This window comes from Streptococcus symci, assembly GCF_006385165.1.
GTDB classification, from domain to species: domain Bacteria; phylum Bacillota; class Bacilli; order Lactobacillales; family Streptococcaceae; genus Streptococcus; species Streptococcus symci.
The window spans coordinates 518,185-532,197 of the sequence record NZ_VFJA01000001.1 but is presented as its reverse complement, the minus strand read 5'-3'; the positions used below and the strand labels follow the sequence as shown (position 1 = coordinate 532,197).

13 protein-coding genes and 1 tRNA gene are annotated in these 14,013 nt (G+C 41.6%); 4 read left to right on the top strand and 10 right to left on the bottom strand.

Features of this window, described 5'->3' with window-relative positions:
* Positions 1 to 99 precede the first annotated feature (99 nt).
* From FJN11_RS02500 to cshA, 5 genes are all read right to left on the bottom strand, one after another.
* Positions 100 to 1,377: an ABC transporter permease gene (locus tag FJN11_RS02500; RefSeq protein ID WP_140223979.1), complete on the bottom strand. Its 1,278-nt coding sequence runs from the start codon at positions 1,375 to 1,377 to the stop codon at positions 100 to 102.
* Positions 1,378 to 1,516: 139 nt separating this feature from the next.
* A tRNA-Leu gene (locus tag FJN11_RS02495) sits at positions 1,517 to 1,602 on the bottom strand.
* A gap of 80 nt (positions 1,603 to 1,682) precedes the next feature.
* Complete coding sequence (locus FJN11_RS02490) at positions 1,683 to 2,258, bottom strand: cysteine hydrolase family protein (protein WP_140223978.1); 576 nt, start codon at positions 2,256 to 2,258, stop codon at positions 1,683 to 1,685.
* Positions 2,258 to 3,046 (bottom strand): GTP-sensing pleiotropic transcriptional regulator CodY, encoded by a 789-nt coding sequence (gene codY / locus FJN11_RS02485; protein WP_000940721.1) that lies wholly within the window; start codon positions 3,044 to 3,046, stop codon positions 2,258 to 2,260. The genes FJN11_RS02490 and codY overlap by 1 nt, the downstream gene beginning before the upstream one ends.
* Before the next feature lie 253 nt (positions 3,047 to 3,299).
* A complete protein-coding gene (cshA, locus tag FJN11_RS02475) occupies positions 3,300 to 4,874 on the bottom strand; it encodes a degradosome RNA helicase CshA (protein WP_061589876.1) in 1,575 nt (524 codons plus the stop codon).
* 329 nt (positions 4,875 to 5,203) lie between these two features.
* Between cshA and FJN11_RS02470 the strand changes: the two genes are divergently transcribed.
* The 4 genes from FJN11_RS02470 to FJN11_RS02455 all read left to right on the top strand — a co-directional run bounded on the left by FJN11_RS02470 (position 5,204) and on the right by FJN11_RS02455 (position 9,954).
* Complete coding sequence (locus FJN11_RS02470; protein WP_140223977.1) at positions 5,204 to 6,520, top strand: FAD-containing oxidoreductase; 1,317 nt, start codon at positions 5,204 to 5,206, stop codon at positions 6,518 to 6,520.
* 98 nt (positions 6,521 to 6,618) lie between these two features.
* Positions 6,619 to 7,962, top strand: coding sequence for a lipid II isoglutaminyl synthase subunit MurT (murT, locus tag FJN11_RS02465; RefSeq protein WP_140223976.1), 1,344 nt, complete (start codon positions 6,619 to 6,621; stop codon positions 7,960 to 7,962).
* On the top strand, positions 7,962 to 8,744 hold the full coding sequence (gene gatD, locus FJN11_RS02460) for a lipid II isoglutaminyl synthase subunit GatD (RefSeq protein WP_140223975.1): 783 nt from the start codon (positions 7,962 to 7,964) through the stop codon (positions 8,742 to 8,744). Before murT ends, gatD begins: the two co-directional genes overlap by 1 nt.
* A 127-nt stretch (positions 8,745 to 8,871) precedes the next feature.
* A complete protein-coding gene (locus FJN11_RS02455) occupies positions 8,872 to 9,954 on the top strand; it encodes a M24 family metallopeptidase (protein WP_140223974.1) in 1,083 nt (360 codons plus the stop codon).
* A 103-nt stretch (positions 9,955 to 10,057) separates the two neighbouring features.
* On the opposite strand, the gene FJN11_RS02450 is transcribed toward FJN11_RS02455, so the two are convergent.
* From FJN11_RS02450 to FJN11_RS02430, 5 genes are all read right to left on the bottom strand, one after another.
* A complete protein-coding gene (locus tag FJN11_RS02450) occupies positions 10,058 to 10,519 on the bottom strand; it encodes an ECF transporter S component (protein ID WP_140223973.1) in 462 nt (153 codons plus the stop codon).
* Positions 10,497 to 11,270, bottom strand: coding sequence for a bifunctional hydroxymethylpyrimidine kinase/phosphomethylpyrimidine kinase (locus FJN11_RS02445; protein ID WP_140223972.1), 774 nt, complete (start codon positions 11,268 to 11,270; stop codon positions 10,497 to 10,499). The genes FJN11_RS02450 and FJN11_RS02445 overlap by 23 nt, the downstream gene beginning before the upstream one ends.
* A complete protein-coding gene (gene truA / locus FJN11_RS02440) occupies positions 11,260 to 12,009 on the bottom strand; it encodes a tRNA pseudouridine(38-40) synthase TruA (protein WP_140223971.1) in 750 nt (249 codons plus the stop codon). Before truA ends, FJN11_RS02445 begins: the two co-directional genes overlap by 11 nt.
* Positions 12,010 to 12,107: 98 nt before the next feature.
* Positions 12,108 to 13,259 (bottom strand): MFS transporter, encoded by a 1,152-nt coding sequence (locus FJN11_RS02435; RefSeq protein WP_140223970.1) that lies wholly within the window; start codon positions 13,257 to 13,259, stop codon positions 12,108 to 12,110.
* Positions 13,260 to 13,383: 124 nt separating this feature from the next.
* Positions 13,384 to 14,013, bottom strand: coding sequence for a Pr6Pr family membrane protein (locus tag FJN11_RS02430; protein ID WP_140223969.1), 630 nt, complete (start codon positions 14,011 to 14,013; stop codon positions 13,384 to 13,386).

Genomic DNA, 14,013 nt, shown 5'->3' with positions numbered 1-14,013 from the left:
CAATGAAAATCAAAGATTAAACTAGGAAGCTAGCTGCAGGCTGTACTTGCGTACGGCAAGGCGAAGCTGACACGGTTTAAATTTGATTTTCGAAGAGTATTAACTAATAGATGATAAAATTTCCTTAGGTGATTTTCTAAATAAGAATAGGAAACAAAGGGCTACAGATAAGCAACTAATCACCAACAGAAAGACATAGGATGCTGCAAAAGATAGGATGCTGGCTGATAAACCACTTGCTTTGGCTAGCGTGTCTTGTAAGGCTGCCTGATCTCCACTTGCTAGTAGGGTTTGGAGTAGGTAAGATGTGATTGCATTTCCTGCAACAAATGCTGGAAGCAAAGCACCGAGAGACACCAAAACAACCTCTAAACAGAATTGTAAGAAAATCGAACTCTTGCCTTTTCCAAGTGCAAGTAAAATTCCCACTTCGTAGACCCGTTCTCTCAACCAGAGAGACAAAACAAGAATTAAGGCTCCTGCTCCTGCTATCATAATCCCATAAAGAAAGATGGTCAGGAAGGTTTGGAAGGTTGCAACTGAGTCTTTAATCTGTTCAAAAGCCTTGTTTTCCTTCTCAACTTGGTAGCCTTGACTTTCCAGGGCCAAGTTTTCCACCTGCTTCAAGAGTCCGTCCATTTCCTTAGGATTTTCTACATAGAAGCGAGCTGCACTGACTTGAGGTTCACTATTACCTAAAAGGCTTTGGCTACTCTCATAATCTGTAAAGACCTGGTTTTCACTGAAATCAGAAGACAAGCCTGTGAATTTCTCCTGTTTTTTACCAGAAAAGATTCCTACAATCTCAAACTCCACTGTTTGTCCTTTGCCAGATTCTGACTGTCCAGCATCCAAGCGAAGCTTGTCATGAAGCGAAAGACCGTTCTTCTTAGCCAACTCTTCGTGGATGATGATTTTCTTTGAATCCCCTTTTTGAAGATGTCGCCCTTCTTTTAAGTTGAAAGCCGAGCTGGTGAAGGTCACATCCTTGGATGAATCCTCAAGAGCCGTTAAGCTAACCAAGTTCTTGTCCGCAGCTGACAAATCATCACGTTCAACGCTCTGCTCGCCACTCACTGCTTCCTTGTCTTTTAGTTTTGCGACCATCTCGAGTTCAGGAGAAACATTTTCCAGTCCCTTAATCTTGCTTACAGATGCTAGGTCTGACAACTTGAAAGTCTGCCCATTTTCTATCTTCTTAATAGAAAAAGAGGTATTGAGTGATTTGTAAAGATTGGTTTCAACTGTTTTGTTGGACTTCATCAGAGTCAAACAGGCTGAAATTCCGGCCAATAGGACCAACAAAATCAGAAATAAAATAAAACTTCTCAGTCGTTTTCTGCTGACATAAGCCCAAGCTCTTTGGATTGGATTCATTTGTCACCTCCATATTTGTAAGACTATTATAAAATCCAAATATGAAATGTTTATGAAATACAAAAAAAGAGCAACAATTTTTTGCTCTACTTGAATTAGATGAAAACAAAAGAGCTAGCTTAAGCTAACTCTTATCCTATGCGGAGAGAGGGACTTGAACCCTCACGACCTAAAGCGGTCACAGGATCCTTAGTCCTGCGCGTCTGCCAATTCCGCCATCCCCGCGTCGATTACCTTACTAGTATATCAACTTTTAGGATGCTTGTCAACACTTTTTTTCAATTTTTTTCATTTCATCAACCAAATTACTCAGAAATTTCATTTAGATTTTCATCTACTAACTTAGCTCCAAGTGTATTTTTAAAATGTCCAAGGGCAAATTGGTGATTTTCAGGCCAGATGGAAGCAACAGCTGGTTTAACAATCTCGATGTCATATCCTAGATTATAGGCATCTATAGCTGTATGCAGGACACAGATATCCGTCAAGACTCCTGTTAAGATAACTGTAGAAATTCGACGCTCTCTCAAGCGGATATCCAGGTCAGTCCCTGAAAAAGCTGAGTAATGGCGTTTATCCATCCAAAAGACACGACTGTCTGAACCATACTCTTGATAAAAGGTCCCCAAATCTCCGTATAAATTCCGTCCACTAGTCCCAATCAAATTGTGAGGAGGAAACAGCTTGCTTTCTGGATGGAAACAATCGTTTTCTTCGTGAGCATCTATTGTAAAGAAGATGTAATCTCCGCGTTCAAAAGCTAATCGAGTTACCTTGCTAATAGCATCCGAAATCGCCTGAGCTGGAGCACCTGCTGTCAGCTTCCCACTATCAGCAACAAAATCTTCTGTATAATCAATCGAAATTAAAGCCTTAATCATTAGTAATCTCTTTTCTTCACTTCTTCAAAAATATCTGAAATCAAGACCTTAAGATAGGTTCCCTTCATTCCAAGTGAGCGACTTTCAATAATTCCCGCAGACTCAAGTTTACGAAGAGCATTGACAATCACAGAACGGGTAATACCGATACGGTCTGCAATCACAGACGCAGTTAACTGGCCTTCATTTCCATTTAATTCCCCTAAAATTGCTGAAACAGCACGGAGTTCTGAATAAGAAAGGGTATTAACCGCCATGGTAACAGCAGTACGGCGGCGAATATTTTTCTCATCTTCTTCACGCTGGAAGTTGAGGAGTTGAATTCCAACAACGGTACTCGCAATCTCAACAAGAATCAAATCCTCGTCTTCGAATTTTTTATCATTGCGCCAAATAATCAAAGAACCAAGGCGAATCCCTGATACATGAATCGGTGCAATCGTTGTCAAACCATCTGGAAAGTCGGCACGACTCTCTACAGGGAAAATACTCAAATCATGATCAACTGTCAGATTGGCTTCTGTATCGTAGATCATGTTCGCGCCTTGAATGTAGTCATCCGGGAAAATCTTAGTTTGGAAGAATTGCTCTACACGATCTGTATTGGTTTTGTAACGCATAAAATAGCCAAGGAGACGTCCCTTGCTATTAACGATACAGGCGTTACAGTCAATAATATCTGCCAATTGACGGGTAATCGCATTGTAGGGAAGCTCTTCCTGCAACTGCTCGTCTGAGCGCTTCAGGATAGAAGTAATTTTTCTAGTTTTTTCTAATAAATGTGCCATTTTTCACCTCGAATTTAATCGCTATCATTATAACATAAACAGCTTGAATTTTCAATTATTATCTGAAAATTGCTTATTTAATTGCAATTTAAAAAAACAAGAATATTTTTAATTAAATTGCTTCTTTTCTATTGACAAGCCCCCTATTTTTGTGTATCATAATATTATAAGAAGATAATATATATTTTATTTATCTTTCTTTTCCATTCGGTCTCCTTATATAAAAAAGCGATTCATTTTGAACCGCTTTTTCTTATTTATCGCCCTTGTTACGAATCACAAAGCCTGTTTGCTTTTCGCTTGAAGTATTGCGTGGTTTTTTATTATCTTTACGGTAACGTTTTTCCTTATCAAAACGATCGTTGCCACGACTTCCTTTTTTGAAATCATCACGACGACCACCACGACGGTTGTCTCCACGGCGATTATCACGACGGTCATCTCCACGACGACCTCCCTTACCTTTACCACCGAATCCATTACCTGATGGTTTAAATGGCAATGGTTTTTCACGTGCAATCTCTACTTCAGGAAGACTATCTGGGTCTTGAACAGTCAGACTCAAGATATACATTGCCAATTCTTCAGGAGTAAATTCGGCAGCCAGCTTACGAGCATCCTTACCAAATTTCTCAAAGTTGGCACGGATAGTCTCATCTGCAAAATCACGTTCGATTTTCTTGAGAGCTACGTGTTTTTTAGCTTGGAAGGCTTCTTCTGCACTTGCAGGTTTGAGACCTTTCATGCGTTTCTTAGTCAAGTTTTCAATGATTTGGAGGTAGCCCATTTCATTTGGTGATACGAAAGTAATAGACTGACCTGACTTACCAGCACGACCTGTACGACCGATACGGTGAACATAACTTTCAGGATCTTGTGGAATATCGTAGTTATAGACATGGGTCACACCTGAAATATCCAACCCACGCGCTGCAACGTCTGTCGCAACCAAAACATCAAGATTGCCATTTTTAAAGTCACGAAGGACACGAAGACGTTTGTTTTGGTCCAAATCACCATGAATTCCTTCTGCACGGAAGCCTCGGATTTTCAGACCACGAGTCAATTCATCTACACGACGTTTGGTACGACCAAATACGATAGCAAGTTCTGGCTGTTCCACATCCATGAGACGAGTCATGGTATCAAATTTTTCTTGTTCTTTAACACGGATATAGTATTGATCAACCAATTCTGTTGTCAATTCCTTAGCCGCAATCTTGACATGCTCAGGCTCTTTCATAAACTGAACACCGATACGTTTGATGGCATCTGGCATAGTTGCTGAGAAAAGTAAGGTTTGACGGCTTTCAGGGACACGGGAGATGATAGCTTCAATGTCTTCAAGGAAGCCCATGTTAAGCATTTCATCCGCTTCGTCAAGGATAAGAGTTTCAATATCTTGTAATTTCAAGGCCTTGCGTTTAATCAAGTCCAAAAGGCGACCTGGAGTTCCCACCACGATATGGGCACCAGATTTAAGAGCCTTAATTTGTTTTTCAATGCTTGATCCGCCATATACTGAGCGGACTTTGACTCCTTTACTACGACCAAAGCGGAAGAGTTCTTCTTGACTTTGGACAGCTAGTTCACGAGTTGGAGCGATGACCAAGGCTTGGATAGTCGCTTCTTCTGTACGGATTTTTTCAAGGGTAGGCAAGCCAAAGGCTGCAGTTTTTCCTGTACCAGTCTGAGCTTGACCGATAACGTCCTTACCTTCAAGAGCCAAGGGAATAGTTTGTTCTTGGATAGGACTAGCTTCTACAAAACCAGCTTTTTCAATCTCTGCTAGCAAATCAGCAGACAAGTTTAATTCATTAAATTTCACGTTATTCTTCTTTCTAAAGGTGGTGCGAAGCCACCCTATAGGGCTTAGTTTATACTTTTCTTTTTATGACGTATTTTCATATACTGGATATAAAATCGTGTTGCTTCTTTTCCACAAAAGAAAAGTACTGTTTTCTTTGCAACCTATCTAGTATAACACAAGAGAGAAGCAAAAGATAGCCTAATCCTTCGATAATGTTATGTAAACGATTTTTCTGAGAAAATGAGGCTATAATTTCCACTATTTCATAAACTTTTTTAAAGCGTAGCAGAATTGTGCAAAAGTTTTTTTCTTGTGCTAGAATGAAAATCGAATAGGAGGAACTCTAAATGTTAACTTATGATTTAATCGTTATCGGATTTGGTAAAGCTGGTAAAACACTAGCTGGTAAATTGGCTTCAGCTGGCAAAAAAGTTGCCCTCGTTGAACGTAGCAAAGCTATGTACGGTGGAACTTGTATCAACATCGGATGTATCCCAACTAAAACTTTGCTAGTTGCTGCTGAGAAAGACTTGTCTTTTGAAGAAGTGATTGCTACCAAAAACACTATCACTGGTCGCCTTAACGGTAAAAACTATGCGACTGTTGCTGGTACAGGTGTGGATATCTTTGATGCGGAAGCTCACTTCCTTTCAAATAAAGTCATCGAAATCCAAGCTGGTGATGAAAAGAAAGAACTGACCGCTGAAACAATCGTCATCAACACTGGTGCTGTTTCAAATGTCTTGCCAATCCCTGGACTTGCTACAAGCAAGAACGTCTTTGACTCAACAGGTATCCAAAACTTGGACAAATTTCCTGAAAACCTTGGAGTCCTTGGTGGCGGAAATATCGGTCTTGAATTTGCTGGCCTTTACAATAAACTAGGAAGCAAGGTTACAGTCCTAGATGCCTTGGATACATTCCTACCTCGTGCAGAACCTTCAATCGCAGCACTTGCTAAGCAATACATGGAAGAAGACGGTATTGAATTGCTTCAAAACATCCGTACTACTGAAATCAAAAACGACGGTGACCAAGTGCTTGTCGTGACTGAAAACGAAACTTACCGTTTCGATGCCCTTCTCTACGCAACTGGACGCAAACCAAATGTAGAACCACTTCAACTTGAAAATACAGATATTGAACTAACTGAACGTGGTGCTATTAAAGTAGACAAACATTGTCAAACAAACGTTCCTGGTATCTTTGCAGTTGGGGATGTCAACGGCGGCCTTCAATTTACTTACATTTCACTTGATGACTTCCGTGTTGTCTACAGCTACCTTGCTGGAGATGGCAGCTACACGCTTGAAGATCGTCTCAATGTACCAAATACTATGTTCATCACACCTGCCCTTTCACAAGTTGGTTTGACTGAAAACCAAGCAGCTGATTTGAAACTTCCATACGCAGTGAAGGAAATCCCTGTTGCAGCAATGCCTCGTGGTCACGTAAATGGAGACCTTCGTGGAGCTTTCAAAGCTGTGGTTAATACTGAAACAAAAGAAATTCTTGGAGCAAGCATTTTCTCAGAAGGTTCTCAAGAAATCATCAACATCATCACTGTCGCTATGGACAACAAGATTCCTTACACTTACTTCACAAAACAAATCTTCACTCACCCAACCTTGGCTGAAAACTTGAATGACTTGTTTGCGATTTAAGTTAAAATCTCATCTTAACTAACAGCCCTCTGTGGGCTGTTTTTACTTCTGCGGAACCTCAAATCCGTCTTTTCCCTCTTTTATGATATAATAGAAACATGAAATTAAAAACTACTTTGGGCCTTCTTGCTGGGCGTTCTTCCCACTTCGTTTTAAGTCGTCTTGGCCGTGGAAGTACGCTCCCAGGAAAACTCGCCCTTCAATTTGATAAAGATATTTTACAAAACCTAGCTAAGAACTATGAGATTGTCGTAGTCACTGGAACCAACGGAAAAACCTTGACAACTGCCCTCACTGTCGGCATTTTAAAAGAGGTTTATGGTCAAGTTCTGACCAATCCAAGCGGTGCCAACATGATTACAGGAATTGCGACAACCTTCTTAACAGCCAAATCTTCTAAAACTGGGAAAAATATTGCCGTCCTAGAAATCGACGAAGCCAGTCTATCTCGTATCTGTGACTATATCCAGCCAAGCTTATTTGTCATCACGAATATCTTCCGTGACCAGATGGACCGCTATGGTGAGATTTACACAACTTACAAGATGATTTTGGATGCTATTCGTAAAGTGCCTACGGCTACTGTTCTCCTTAATGGAGACAGTCCACTTTTCTACAAGCCAGCTATTCCAAATCCTGTACAGTATTTTGGTTTTGACTTAGAAAAAGGACCCGCTCGAGAAGCTCACTACAATACAGAAGGAATTCTCTGCCCTGACTGCCAAGGCATCCTCAAATATGAGCACAATACCTATGCAAACTTGGGTGCCTATATCTGTGAAGGCTGTGGATGTAAACGTCCTGATCTCGACTATCGCTTGACAGAACTAGTTGAGTTGACCAACAATCGCTCTCGCTTTGTCATTGACGGACAAGAATACGGTATTCAAATCGGTGGTCTCTACAATATCTACAACGCCCTAGCTGCAGTTGCTATCGCCCGGTTCCTTGGTGCAAATCCACAACTCATCAAGCAGGGATTTGACAAGAGCCGTGCAGTCTTTGGACGCCAAGAAACCTTCCATATCGGTGACAAGGAATGCACCCTCGTCTTGATTAAAAATCCAGTCGGTGCGACCCAAGCTATCGAGATGATTAATCTAGCTCCTTATCCATTTAGCCTATCTGTCCTCCTAAATGCCAACTATGCAGATGGAATTGACACCAGCTGGATCTGGGATGCTGATTTTGAACAAATCACTGACATGGACATTCCCGAAATCAACGCTGGCGGTGTTCGCCATTCTGAAATCGCACGTCGTCTACGAGTAACTGGCTATCCAGCTGATAAAATTACTGAAACAAGTAGTCTGGAGCAAGTTCTTAAGACCATTGAGAACCAAGACTGCAAGCATGCTTATATTCTGGCTACCTATACTGCTATGCTTGAATTCCGCGAACTGCTGGCTAGTCGTCAGATTGTTAGAAAGGAGATGAACTAATGGTTTATACTTCACTTTCCTCAAAAGATGGCAATTACCCTTATCAGCTCAACATCGCCCACCTCTACGGAAACCTCATGAATACATACGGGGACAATGGAAACATCCTCATGCTCAAGTACGTAGCTGAAAAGCTGGGGGCTCATGTGACGGTTGACATCGTTTCTCTCCATGATGACTTTGATGAAAATCACTACGATATCGCCTTTTTCGGTGGTGGCCAAGACTTTGAACAGAGTATCATTGCAGACGACCTACCTGCTAAAAAAGAGAGCATTGACAACTACATCCAAAACGATGGTGTGGTTCTTGCTATCTGTGGTGGTTTCCAACTATTGGGTCAATATTATGTTGAAGCTTCAGGGAGACGCATCGAAGGACTAGGGGTCATGGGACATTATACCCTCAACCAGACCAACAACCGTTTTATCGGTGACATCAAGATTCACAATGAAGATTTCAATGAAACCTACTATGGTTTTGAAAATCATCAGGGCCGTACCTTCCTCTCAGATGATCAAAAACCACTGGGACAGGTTGTCTATGGAAATGGAAACAACGAAGAAAAGGTCGGCGAAGGGGTTCATTATAAGAATGTCTTTGGTTCCTACTTCCACGGACCTATCCTCTCTCGCAATGCCAATCTAGCCTATCGTCTAGTCACTACTGCCCTCAAGAAGAAATATGGTCAGGACATCCAACTTCCTGCCTATGAGGATATTCTCAGTCAAGAAATCGCTGAAGAATACAGCGACGTCAAAAGCAAGGCAGACTTTTCTTAAACAAAGTGAAACTATATCAAAGAACTCCGTTATCTTGTCGGAGTTCTTTTTGTCTGTTCTTTTACCCTTCTCCCTTGCATTTTCTCTCATTTTTTGCCAAAATAGAGGGGTAGAAAGAAGGTAGCATATGTCTAAATTACAACAAATCGTAACATATCTTGAATCAGAAAAACTAGACGTCGCTGTCGTATCTGACCCCGTCACAATCAATTACCTCACTGGCTTTTACAGTGATCCCCATGAACGCCAAATGTTCCTTTTTGTCCTAGCTGATCAGGAACCCCTCCTCTTTGTCCCAGCCCTTGAGGTTGAGCGTGCAAGCAGCACTGTTTCCTTCCCAGTTGTGGGCTATGTGGATTCTGAAAATCCATGGAAAAAAATGAAAGATGCTCTTCCACAACTTGACTTCAAACGTGTAGCTGTTGAGTTTGACAATCTCATCTTGACTAAATACCATGGCTTGAAATCAGTTTTTGAAACAGCCGAGTTTGAAAACCTCACTCCTCGCATCCAACGCATGCGCCTCATCAAATCAGCTGACGAAGTGCAAAAAATGATGGTTGCAGGTCTCTATGCGGACAAGGCAGTTAAGGTTGGTTTTGACAATATTTCTCTTGATAAGACGGAGACAGATATCATTGCACAAATCGACTTTGCTATGAAACGTGAAGGTTATGAAATGAGCTTTGATACCATGGTCTTGACTGGTGATAATGCTGCAAATCCGCACGGCATCCCAGCAGCAAACAAGGTTGAAAATAATGCCCTTCTCCTCTTTGACCTAGGGGTTCTCGTCAACGGCTATGCGTCAGATATGACTCGTACAGTCGCTGTCGGTAAGCCAGACCAATTCAAGAAAGATATCTATAACTTGACTCTTGAAGCCCAACAAGCTGCTCTTGACTTTATTAAACCAGGTGTAACTGCCCACGAAGTGGACCGCGCTGCCCGTGAGGTCATCGAAAAAGCTGGTTACGGCGAGTACTTCAACCACCGTCTCGGTCACGGTATCGGTATGGATGTCCACGAATTCCCATCTATCATGGAAGGAAACGACATGGTCATCGAAGAAGGCATGTGCTTCTCTGTTGAACCAGGCATCTATATCCCTGGTAAAGTCGGTGTCCGTATCGAAGACTGCGGTGCTGTTACCAAGAATGGCTTTGACCTCTTTACAAGCACCAGCAAAGACTTGCTTTATTTTGATTAATAGTCTTCGAAAATCTTCCCACAATAAAACGCATAATATCAAGGTTTTTCAGCACCTGATATTATGCGTTTTTCTTATTTGAAAGACTTTTGACTCAGCCTCTTTACTTAATCTTCTTGATACTTTGACTAAGAATAAATCCTACAATCATCCCTACCATATTTTGCATGAAATTTGGTAAAATTTCTGGTAGAGCTGCAGCCCAGCCATTCATCAATGTAGAACCCAAGGCGTAACCCCCTACCATGACAATCGTTGCTAAGATAAGGCCTAACCACTGAGTTTTTCCTTTAAATCCTGCGAAAAATCCCTGCAAGCCATGGTTGACTAAGCTAAAGAACATCCACTGAGGATAGCCTGATAAGAGGTCAATCAAGAAACCTGCTAGTCCTCCTACTACAGCCCCTTCACGACTACCAAAGTAGAAGGCCGTAAAGAAGACACCCGCATCTAAAAGAGTTAGAATGCCTGTCGGTGTTGGAATTTTTAAGAAATAACCTAGAACCACAGAGAGGGCGGTTAATAGGGATACAAGGGCGATTTTAGTTGTTTTGGTTTGCTTCATATTGTCTTACTCCATACTGATCTGCTTGTGCAATGGCACGATAAACGAAAGCCTTAGAGCTTTCTACTGCTGGTAAAAGTTCATCACCTTTGACTAGGTGACTTGCAATGCTGGAGGCAAAGGTACAACCTGCACCAGCATTTTGGCCTTGGATGACAAGATTTTCTAGGACTGTAAAGGTTTGTCCATCATAAAAGACATCTACAGCCTTGTCCTGACTAAGGCGATTACCTCCCTTGATAATGACTGCTGGCGCTCCTAATTCATGCAATTTCTGCGCTGCAGCCTTCATATCTTCAAGGGTTTTAATCTCTTGATCTGCTAGTAATTCTGCTTCAGGAAGATTAGGCGTAATCACACTGACATGAGGGAAAAAGCGAATCAACTCTTGGCAGAGTTCACTAACTGCTACGTCGTGCGTTTCCTTGCAGACCAGGACAGGATCCAGAACCACAGGCACTCCTGGGCGTTGTTTGATAAAGTCCAAGGCCTTCTCAGCCACACTGACAGTTGGTAGAAGACCAATCTTAATCCCTGCAAATTCCACATCATGCAAGCTATCTAATTCATGTTGAAAAATGGTATCCTCAGTTGGAAAGACTTCAAAGCCCTTTTCCGTCAAGGCTGTCAAACAAGTCACTGCTACAAAGCCATGCAAGCCGTTCAAGGTATAGGTAGCCAAATCAGCGGACAATCCACCACCACTAAAAATATCATTTCCTGAAAGTGCTAAAATACGATTATTCTTCATAACGAATCTCCTTTAAATACAAACCATTAGGTGCTGCAGTGGGACCTGCAAGTTGCCTGTCCTTTTTCTCCAAGATGAGGTCAATCTGCTCCACTGGCATGCGGTTGTTGCCGATTTTGAGCAGTGTCCCCACCATATTGCGAATCTGCTTATACAAGAAACCATTTCCTGAAAAGGTAAAAGTCAAAAACTGGCCTGTCTCATCAACCCTAAGACTAGCTTCTGTAATAGTACGAACCTTGTCCTCTACACTAGTCCCAGAGGCTGTAAAACCTGTAAAATCATGGGTCCCTTCTAATTTCTTGACAGCCTCCTGCATTCGTTCCACATCAAGCGGATAAGGAAAGTGGGTGGCATAGTGACGAAGCATAGGATTTTTGGGACGGCCCCTGTCTACGATAAACTCATAGGTCTTACTGTGCTTGGCATAACGGCAATGAAAATCATCTGCCACAAGCTCAATCGAAACCACATCAATATCTTCAGGGGACTGGGTGTCAAGAGCAAAACGGAGCTTCTCCTCATCCATCTGATAAGGCAGGTCAAAATGAATAACCTGTCCCAAAGCATGAACCCCACTATCTGTCCTACCAGCACCGTGAACAGTGATGGCTTTCCCTTTATTGAGTCTCGTCAAGGTTTTTTCAATTTCTTCCTGAACGCTACGCGCATGGGGCTGGCGCTGAAAGCCAGCAAAGGCGTAACCATCATAGGAAATAGTTGCTTTGTATCTTGTCATAACTTCTATTTTATCAAGAAATTAGTCTGTAAGCAAGGTCCTAAAACAAATATTGTCTGGGTACAAAAATCCTAAAAAGAAAAACTTAGGAACCAATCCTAAGCTCTCTTTTGAAGTAGGTACATGACAAAGATAGAGGTTACAATTAACCAAGATCCTAAGATAGCAAAGACCAACATCCCATTGTGAGTTAGTAAGCCAATCGCACCTAGAACGAATGGTGTCGTAAAGGCTCCGAAACTACAGCCTAAAACTGCAAATGAAGTTGCTTGATTGAGGAGTTTAGCTGGAATTCTTTCAGAGACAAGTTGAAAAACTGTCGTCAAGGCTACACTGTATGCAAAACCAGCAAGAATGCTTCCTGCCACTACCACCCACAAGGATGGAGATAAAGCAATCACAATTTGCCCTAAGCCGAAGGTAATACCAGACCAGAGGAGCAGTTTCTCTTTAAAGATAGAAATCAAGAAAGAAAAACTCACACCAGCCACAATCCCGATCAACTGCATGACACTAAGGACAAAACTAGATAACTGGGCATCTCCAAGTCCTCTTTCCACCATCAAGCTTGGAATACGGATGGTAATAGCTGTATTGGTACAAACTACAACTGCCGCTTCTATAGCTAGGATAAAAATCAAACCTTTCATTTCCCGAGTTAAGCGACTTGCTTCCTTTGTTTTTTTCTTGACTTCTTTCTTTTCTTTTCCATAAGGGATAAAGAGCAAATAAAGGGTCAACACCAAAAATCCAGCACTATAAGCTAAGAAAGTAGCTGTCCAACCAAAGGCCAACAACTGACCGACTGCCAAGGTGATGAGAGAAGCCCCAACAACCTCTGCAGAACCGCGTAGCCCTAACATCTGAATTCGCGTTTTTCCTTGATAGCGTTCACTAATAATGGAAATGGCCTTGGCATTAATCATCCCTACACCCAAACCAAAAAGAATCCGTGTTCCAAAGACAAAGGGATAGGCTTGATACCAAAAGGGTGCTGTTCCACTCAGTGATAAAATCAGCAAGCCCAAACTAATCTGTAAGCGCTCAGGAAATATTTTTTCTAAGATGCCATTTAGTAGTAACATAATCATGATCCCGAAGGAAGGCAAGCTCGCCAAAAGCTCAATTTGTTCCTTAGGGTAGCCTTGATAATAGTCAAACATAGCTGGCAGGGCACTCGAGATGGAAAAGGATGTAATCAAAACGAGGGAGAGAGCCAAAATACTGGCCCGTTCTAAAAATTGTTTCATGAAATTTCTTTCTATATTTCTCTCAATCTTCTACTTTTTTGATAGTTATCAAACAAGCAAGAAAAGAAGAAGTCTCTTTGGTGTACAGACTCCTTCTTAAACTCGAAAATGAATCCCTTGTATCTTAGGATGACTTTCTCTTGATTTGCTTGATAAAGTAGAAGATAAATCCTGCCACCATATAGGCAACAAAGATAATCAGACACCACTTGAACACGACATCCCACCCCTTGTTCACATTCAAAAAGAAGTAAGGGAAGGGACTGACCTTAGAATTAGGAACATCAAGTTTCAGTACCAAGCCATTAAAAAGAGCAAAAATCATATAAAGCAAGGGTAAAATCGTCCACACAACTGGATCCCAAATCTTGTATTGACCCTGTTTGTCAAAAAAGAGGGTATCTGCTAAAAACCAGAGGGGAACGATATAGTGGCAAAGGAAATTTTCTAGGGTATAGAAATTAGTCGCAATAGGCGCTAATAGGAAATGGTAAATCACACAGGTAATCATGATACTCATGGTGACTCCACCTTTTAAGCGCAAAAGACTTGGTCTTTGCCAGTCTTCACCTAAACGGCTCATAACCTTTAGGAGATAGAGCGTAAAAATCGCGACTAAAAGGTTGGACAGAACCGTATAGTAGAGAAGCATCCCAAAGCCACCATGCTTGGCGATTTCAAGATAAACTCCCGTAAAAGCCGCTAGAAACAAGAAGATACGGCTATAAAATGTAAGTTTGTAGTTCTTTGACAT